7 protein-coding genes are annotated in these 7,427 nt (G+C 72.0%); 4 read left to right on the forward strand and 3 right to left on the reverse strand.

The features are described from left to right. On the reverse strand, window positions 1–264 hold a 264-nt coding region (locus tag PROKR_RS33590), incomplete at its 3' end, for a hypothetical protein (RefSeq protein WP_036959404.1). Between the two features lie 139 nt (window positions 265–403). Here PROKR_RS33590 and PROKR_RS02845 point away from each other — a divergent pair. From PROKR_RS02845 to PROKR_RS02855, 3 genes are all read left to right on the forward strand, one after another. Continuing rightward, window positions 404–1,726: a M50 family metallopeptidase gene (locus PROKR_RS02845; RefSeq protein ID WP_281171665.1), complete on the forward strand. Its 1,323-nt coding sequence runs from the start codon at window positions 404–406 to the stop codon at window positions 1,724–1,726. A gap of 73 nt (window positions 1,727–1,799) precedes the next feature. Beyond that, window positions 1,800–2,942: a flavodoxin-dependent (E)-4-hydroxy-3-methylbut-2-enyl-diphosphate synthase gene (gene ispG / locus PROKR_RS02850; RefSeq protein ID WP_020016826.1), complete on the forward strand. Its 1,143-nt coding sequence runs from the start codon at window positions 1,800–1,802 to the stop codon at window positions 2,940–2,942. Between the two features lie 59 nt (window positions 2,943–3,001). Further along, window positions 3,002–3,961, forward strand: a complete 960-nt coding sequence (locus tag PROKR_RS02855) for a GNAT family N-acetyltransferase (RefSeq protein WP_084800216.1) — start codon at window positions 3,002–3,004, stop codon at window positions 3,959–3,961. Window positions 3,962–4,097: 136 nt separating this feature from the next. Here PROKR_RS02855 and PROKR_RS02860 read toward each other — a convergent pair whose 3' ends face one another. Continuing rightward, window positions 4,098–5,018 carry an Fpg/Nei family DNA glycosylase gene (locus tag PROKR_RS02860; protein WP_036959406.1) on the reverse strand — a complete coding sequence of 307 codons (921 nt, stop codon included), beginning with the start codon at window positions 5,016–5,018 and terminating at the stop codon, window positions 4,098–4,100. 93 nt (window positions 5,019–5,111) lie between these two features. On the opposite strand from PROKR_RS02860, the gene PROKR_RS02865 reads away from it, so the two are divergent. Then, window positions 5,112–6,938: a proline--tRNA ligase gene (locus tag PROKR_RS02865; protein WP_245605672.1), complete on the forward strand. Its 1,827-nt coding sequence runs from the start codon at window positions 5,112–5,114 to the stop codon at window positions 6,936–6,938. A 90-nt stretch (window positions 6,939–7,028) separates the two neighbouring features. On the opposite strand, the gene PROKR_RS36770 is transcribed toward PROKR_RS02865, so the two are convergent. Further along, window positions 7,029–7,427 (reverse strand): DUF4439 domain-containing protein (locus PROKR_RS36770; RefSeq protein WP_036959407.1); only part of this gene is annotated, 399 nt, incomplete at its 5' end.

Raw genomic sequence — 7,427 nt, forward strand, 5'->3', positions numbered from 1 at the left:
GGCGGCGGTCTGCGGGCCGCGCGGGTCGCCCGGCACGGGGTGGCGGCGGTTCGGCGCGTCGCCGTCGTCGCCCATGTTCCAGCGCGAGGCCGCCCAGATCTCGCTGACGTCCACGCCGATCTCACGCAGCTGCCGGGCCACGCGGGAGTCACCGTCCGCGGCGGACCAGGCCTCGGTCTGGAAGATCGAGGTCAGGCTCTCCGCGAGGGAGGCCGGGCCGTGCGCGTGCAGCTCCCGGTACCCCGGGACAGACGAAACCGACATGTCGTCAGGTTAATGATCGGTAACCAGAGTTTCAAGGAATAACCATGTTCTCGCCGCGAGGTGAACGTCGGGTGGCCGTACGGAGGGGAGCCGTGCGGGCTCCGTCAGGCTGTCAGCCAGGTGTCGTAGTCTCGGTCCCGTGAGCATCGTTCCGCACATCGTTGGTGTGCTCGTCCTGCTGGTCGGCGTCATCGTCTCCGTCGGCCTGCACGAGCTGGGGCACATGATCCCGGCCAAGAAGTTCGGCGTCCGCGTGAGCCAGTACATGGTGGGCTTCGGCCCCACCCTCTGGTCGCGCACCAAGGGCGAGACCGAGTACGGGATCAAGGCCATCCCGCTGGGCGGTTTCGTGCGCCTGGTCGGCATGATGCCGCCCGCCCCCGAGGGCACGCCGCGCAAGAAGGGCTTCTGGAACGAGCTCGTGGCGGACGCGCGTGACGCGTCGGTCGCCGAGGTGCGGCCCGGTGAGGAGCACCGCGCCTTCTACAACCTCTCCACGCCCAAGAAGCTCGTGGTCATGTTCGGTGGGCCGTTCATGAACCTCGTGATCGCCACGTTCCTCATGGCGGTCATCCTGATCGGCTACGGCCTGCCCGCCGTCTCGACCACGGTCGCGCAGCTCTCCGAGTGCGTCCCGGCGTCCGCGACGTCAGGCGCCGCCGGCGACGACTGCGAGGGTCGGCCCGCCGCGCCCGCCGCCGCGGCCGGGCTCCGGCCGGGCGACGAGGTGGTCTCGTTCGGCGGCACCGAGGTGACCGGCTGGCAGCAGCTGGTCGGCCTCATCAACGACTCCGCGGGCCGCGAGTCCGACGTCGTGGTGCTCCGCGACGGCGAGCGTGTCACGCTCGAGGTCACCCCCGCCGAGACCGAGCGCCCCGTCGTGGACGAGCAGGGCGCCGCCGTCCTGGGTGCCGACGGCGAGCCGCTCACCGAGCCGGGCGGGTTCGTGGGCTTCTCCCCGCTCCAGGTCCGCGAACCCCAGCCCATCTCCCGCGTGCTGCCCGAGGTCGGCAACATGACGTGGCAGACGGCGACCATGGTGGCCACCCTCCCGGTCCGGGTCGCCGACGCCGCCACCCAGGCCTTCACCTCCGAGGAGCGCTCGCAGGACTCGGTGCAGTCCATGGTGGGTGTCGCACGCATCAGCGGCCAGATCATGGCGCTGGACGAGGCGATCCTCGACCGCGTGATGATCTACCTGAGCCTGCTCGCCAGCCTGAACATCGCGCTGTTCGTCTTCAACCTCATCCCGCTGCTGCCGCTCGACGGCGGGCACCTGGTCAACGCCCTCTACGAGGGCGGCAAGCGCACGGTCGCCCGGGTGCGCGGGGCAGCGGTCCTGCCCGGCCCGGCCGACGTCGCCCGCATGACCCCCGTGGCCTACGTGGTCTTCCTCGTCCTGCTCGGGGTGGGCGGCGTGCTCATCGTGGCGGACCTGGTGGATCCCGTGCGAATCACGTGACGCCGCGCACGAAGTACGTTTTGACCCCTTCGAAGAGTGGATACTTGAGTTCGTGACCGCAATCAGCCTCGGCATGCCAGCAGCACCCCCGCCGGTCCTCGCCCCTCGCCGCAAGACCCGCAAGATCAAGGTCGGCAAGGTCGAGGTGGGCGGTGACGCACCCATCAGCGTGCAGTCGATGACCACCACGCCCACCACCGACATCAACGCGACCCTCCAGCAGATCGCGGAGCTCACCACGGCGGGCTGCGACATCGTGCGCGTCGCCGTCCCGAGCGCCGACGACGCGGAGGCGCTGCCGATCATCGCGAAGAAGTCGCAGATCCCCGTGATCGCGGACATCCACTTCCAGCCCAAGTACGTGTACGCCGCGATCGACGCCGGCTGCGCCGCCGTCCGCGTCAACCCGGGCAACATCCGCAAGTTCGACGACCAGGTCAAGCAGATCGCGGCCGCCGCGAAGGACGCCGGCGTCTCGCTGCGCATCGGCGTCAACGCCGGCTCGCTCGACAAGCGCATCCTGGAGAAGTACGGCAAGCCCACCCCGGAGGCCCTGGTGGAGTCGGCCGTGTGGGAGGCCAGCCTCTTCGAGGAGCACGACTTCCACGACTTCAAGATCTCGGTCAAGCACAACGACCCCGTGGTCATGGTGCGCGCCTACGAGCTGCTCTCCGAGCGCGGCGACTGGCCCCTGCACCTCGGTGTCACCGAGGCCGGCCCCGCCTTCCAGGGCACCATCAAGTCGGCCACCGCGTTCGGCGCCCTGCTCAGCAAGGGCATCGGCGACACGATCCGCGTCTCCCTCTCGGCCCCGCCGGTCGAGGAGGTCAAGGTCGGCAACCAGATCCTGCAGGCGCTCAACCTGCGCCCCCGCAAGCTCGAGATCGTGTCCTGCCCGTCGTGCGGTCGCGCCCAGGTGGACGTGTACACGCTCGCCGAGAAGGTCACCGCAGGCCTGGAGGGCATGACCGTCCCGCTGCGCGTCGCCGTCATGGGCTGCGTCGTCAACGGCCCGGGTGAGGCCCGCGAGGCCGACCTCGGCGTGGCGTCCGGCAACGGCAAGGGCCAGATCTTCGTCAAGGGCGAGGTCATCAAGACCGTCCCCGAGGCGATGATCGTCGAGACGCTCATCGAAGAGGCGATGCGGATCGCGGATGAGATGCCCACGCCGGAGAATGAGGCACAGGCCGGTTCGCCGGTCGTCTCGGTCGGCTGAGCCGCGCCGGATCCCAGGCTCGGGCGATACTGAAGGGTCAGACTCGAACGGAGCAAGGCATGTCTCGGTGGCGCACCCCGGTTCCGGCCGGGGCGCGCCCTGACGGACCGCACGAACCGGGCGAACGGGACATTCGCGCGGACGGCACCGGCGAGGTGGTCGCCCGGGCGCTGACCCGGAACGACCTGCCGCAGGCGCTGGCGGTCTGCGCCCTGGATCCCGTCGCCTCGGTGCTCGCCACCGCCCGGCTGGAGATCGCGTTCCGCTCCGGGTTCGGTGCCGCCGCGGGCCAGGCGTGGGGGTTCCCCGCCGTCGGCCCGCTGGAGGCGGTCTGCTGGTCCGGCGCCAACCTGGTGCCCGTGGTCCCGATCGCCGATCCCGCCCGCCGCGCCGAGGCGCTCGCCGCCTTCACGACCGTCGCCCGTCTCTACGGGCGGCGGTCGTCGTCGATCGTGGGGGAGCAGCGGGCTGCGCTCGGGCTGTGGGAGCGGCTGTCCCCGTACTGGCCCCCGGCCCGTGACGTGCGCGCCGACCAGCCGTCGATGGCCATCGGCACCGCGCCCGCCGTGCCGGCCGAGCCCACGGTCCGCCGTTCCGTGCCGGCCGAGCTGGACCTCGTGCTGCCCGCCTGCGTGCGCATGTTCACCGAGGAGGTCGGCTACTCGCCGATCGCCTCGGGCGGCTCCGCGTACGCGGAGCGGGTGCGCTCGCTCATCTCCGAGGGCCGGTCGTTCGTCCGCCTCGTGCCCGACGGCGACGGGCGGCCCGCCGTCGGCTTCAAGGCCGAGCTCGGCGCCGTGGCCGGCGGGGTCGCCCAGGTGCAGGGCGTCTGGGTCGAGCCGGCGTTCCGCGGCCGTGGCTGGTCCGAGTCGGGCATGGCGGCGGTGGTCGACGCGACCCGCGCCACCGTCGCGCCGATCGTGTCGCTCTACGTGAACGCCTACAACGAGCGCGCCGTGGCGGCCTACCGGCGTGTCGGCTTCGAGCAGGTCGGCACGTTCGCGACGGTCCTGTTCTGACTTTTCGCTGGCTGACCCTCCCCTTCGAGGCCTAAGTTTCTTCGCTTTCGCGCGCCGCAAAGCGAAGAAACTTAGGCCTCGAAGAAGAAGTAGTCGCGCGCTGACCGGCGACCCGGACCACGGCCGGCGACGCCCGTCAGCGCAGCAGCTTGGACATCCGGCGGTCCGCCAGCGGCTTACCGCCCGTCTGGCACGTCGGGCAGTACTGCATCGACCGGTCCGCGAACGACACCTCGTGCACCGTGTCGCCGCACGGCGTCCCGTCCCACCCCGGGCAGGGCTGACCCGTGCGACCGTGCACCCGCATCCCCGCGCGCTTGGCGTCCTTGAGCTCCTTGGCCGGCTTGCCGGACGCCGCCGCGATCGCCTCCGTGAGCACGTCGCCGATGGCGGTGTGCAGCCGGGCGGTCTCCTCGGGCGTGAACGAGCCCGTCAGCTTGTACGGGCTGAACCGGCCCACGAGCAGGATCTCGTCGCTGTAGGCGTTGCCGATGCCAGCGATGGCGCGCTGGTCCCGCAGGAGGCCTTTGACCTGCTGGTTCTTCGCCGCCAGCAGCCCGGCCAGCACCTCGGTCGTGAACCCGGGGTCGAGCGGTTCCACGCCCAGGGAGGCGATCATCTCGATCTCGGCCGGGTCGCGGACCACGTGCACGGCGAGCCGCTTGCGCGTGCCCGCCTCGGTCAGGTCGAAGCCGGAGCCGTCGTCCAGTCGCACGCGCAGCGCGAGCACGGCGCCCCGGCTGGAACCGCCCAGCGACGGCCTGACGGGTGTGGTGGGCAGGGCGTCCGACCAGCGCACCCAGCCGCCACGCGAGAGATGGAAGACCAGGTGGAGCGGGGCGCCGTCGGCCTCCGAGCCGGCGAGTGAGACCTGAAGGTCCAGCCACTTGCCGTGCCGGGCGACGTCCGACACCCGGCCTCCGGCGAGCGCCGCGGGCTGCGGGTCGAACGTCTTGAGCGCCGCGATCGAGCCCACCTCCACCGCGCTGACCGTGCGTCCCGCGGTCCGCGCGCGCAGGAAGTCGGCGAGCGCGGCGACCTCGGGCAGCTCCGGCATGGCCTCATCCTCCGAGACTTCGCGGCGCACGGCAAGGCATGCACCACTAATTCCGGGCGAGCCGCAGGGCCCCGCGCGGATAGGCTGTGCCCCATGTCTTCCGCACGCCTCACTCAGGGCGACGTGCTGCGCATGTCGTCCCTCTTCGTCCGTACCCTGCGCGAGGACCCGGCCGAGGCCGAGGTCGCCAGCCACAAGCTCCTCGTGCGGGCCGGGTACATCCGCCGGGCCGCCCCGGGCATCTACTCGTGGCTGCCGCTCGGTCTGCGGGTGCTGGCCAAGATCGAGGCGATCGTCCGCGAGGAGATGGTCGCGATCGGCGGCCAGGAGGTGCACTTCCCGGCGCTGCTGCCGCGGGAGCCCTACGAGGCGACGGGCCGCTGGGAGGAGTACGGCGCCGGCCTGTTCCGCCTCAAGGACCGCAAGGACGCCGACTACCTGCTCGCGCCCACGCACGAGGAGATGTTCGCGCTCCTGGTCAAGGACCTGTACTCGTCGTACAAGGACCTGCCGGTCACGCTCTTCCAGATCCAGACCAAGTACCGCGACGAGGCACGCCCCCGCGCGGGACTGATCCGCGGGCGCGAGTTCATCATGAAGGACTCGTACTCCTTCGACGTCAAGGACGAGGGCCTCGACGTCAGCTACCAGAAGCACCGCGAGGCGTACGAGAAGATCTTCACGCGCCTCGGCCTGGACTACGTGATCGTCTCTGCCATGTCGGGCGCCATGGGCGGCTCGCGCTCCGAGGAGTTCCTCTCGCCCTCGCCGATCGGCGAGGACACGTTCGTGCGCTCGGCCGGCGGCTACGCCGCCAACGTGGAGGCCGTGGTCACCCCGGTCCCCGAGGCGATCCCGTACGACGACGCCCCCGCGGCCCACGTCGAGGACACCCCGGACACCCCGACCATCGCCACGCTGGTCGACGTCGCGAACGCGAAGTTCCCGCGCCCCGACCGGGCCTGGACCGCCGCCGACACCCTGAAGAACGTGGTGCTCGCGCTCGTGCAGCCCGACGGCACCCGCGAGCTGGTCGTCGTCGGCCTGCCCGGCGACCGCGAGGTCGACCTCAAGCGCATCGAGGCGGCACTGACGCCGGCCGAGCCCGAGGCCGCCACCGACGAGGACTTCAAGAAGTTCCCCCAGCTGGTCAAGGGCTACATCGGGCCGCAGGCGCTCGGTCCCCAGGGGGAGCAGATCGAGGGCGAGGACGGTGAGAAGGTCCCGGCCATCCGCTACCTGCTGGACCCCCGCGTGGTGCCCGGCACCCGCTGGATCACCGGCGCCAACGAGCCGGGCAAGCACGTGTTCGACCTGGTGGCCGGCCGGGACTTCACGGCTGACGGCACCGTCGAGGCCGCCGAGGTGCGCGCCGGCGACCCGGCGCCCGACGGCTCCGGCCCGCTGGAGCTCGCCCGCGGCATCGAGATGGGCCACATCTTCCAGCTCGGCCGCAAGTACGCCGAGGCCCTGGGCCTGGTCGTGCTCGACGAGAACGGCAAGCAGGCCGTCGTGACCATGGGTTCGTACGGGGTCGGCGTCACGCGTGCCCTGGCCGCGCTGGCCGAGGCCAACCACGACGAGCGCGGCCTGGCCTGGCCGGCGCACGTCGCCCCGGTCCACGTGCACGTGGTCGCCGCGGGCAAGGAGGCCGCGGTGTTCGACGCGGCCGAGAAGATCGCGCAGGAGCTCGCCACCCGCGGGGTCGAGGTGCTCTACGACGACCGGGCCGGCAAGACGTCGCCGGGCGTGAAGTTCAAGGACGCCGAGCTGCTCGGCGCCCCGCTCGTGGTCGTGGTCGGCAAGGGTCTCGCCGACGGCGTGGTCGAGGTCAAGCCGCGTGCGGGCGAGGCGGAGCAGTTCCCGGTCGACGGGATCGTGGACGTCGTGGCCGAGAAGGTCGCGGCGCTCCTCGCCTGAGTCCCTCCACCGGGCCGCCCCTCGCCGGGGCCGGCCCGGTGCCTCCCGGGTCGTCAGTCGCGTCCCGGTCGTACGACGTGAGGTCGGCCGTCAGGCCCGCTCCGGCAGCCCCGGGAACGGGACCGCCGGGGCGCCCCAGCGGGCGGCGGACAGCGTGGAGTCGGTCAGCAGCGCGACCAGGACGGCGCGGGTGCCCGGCTCGGAGAGGCCGACCAGCGTCGCGTAGTCCTGCGCGAGGCCGGTCTCCAGGTCGCGGGCCAGGTCCGTCGTCGGCGTCTCCGAGCCGGGGACGTCGTACGCGACGCGGCGCGGGTCCTGGTCGGTCCCGTCGACACCGGCGACCAGCGCCCAGGCCTGCGCCCGCGCGCGGTGCAGTGCCGCGCGGTCGTGCGTCCTGGTGCGGGTGTCGCCGCTGGACTGCGCGGCGCGCACCTCGAGCGCGTAGCCCGCGGTGTCCTCGGTCAGGATCAGGGCGGACAGGTCCTCGGC

Source organism: Promicromonospora kroppenstedtii DSM 19349 (assembly GCF_000515355.1).
GTDB classification, from domain to species: Bacteria; Actinomycetota; Actinomycetes; order Actinomycetales; family Cellulomonadaceae; genus Promicromonospora; species Promicromonospora kroppenstedtii.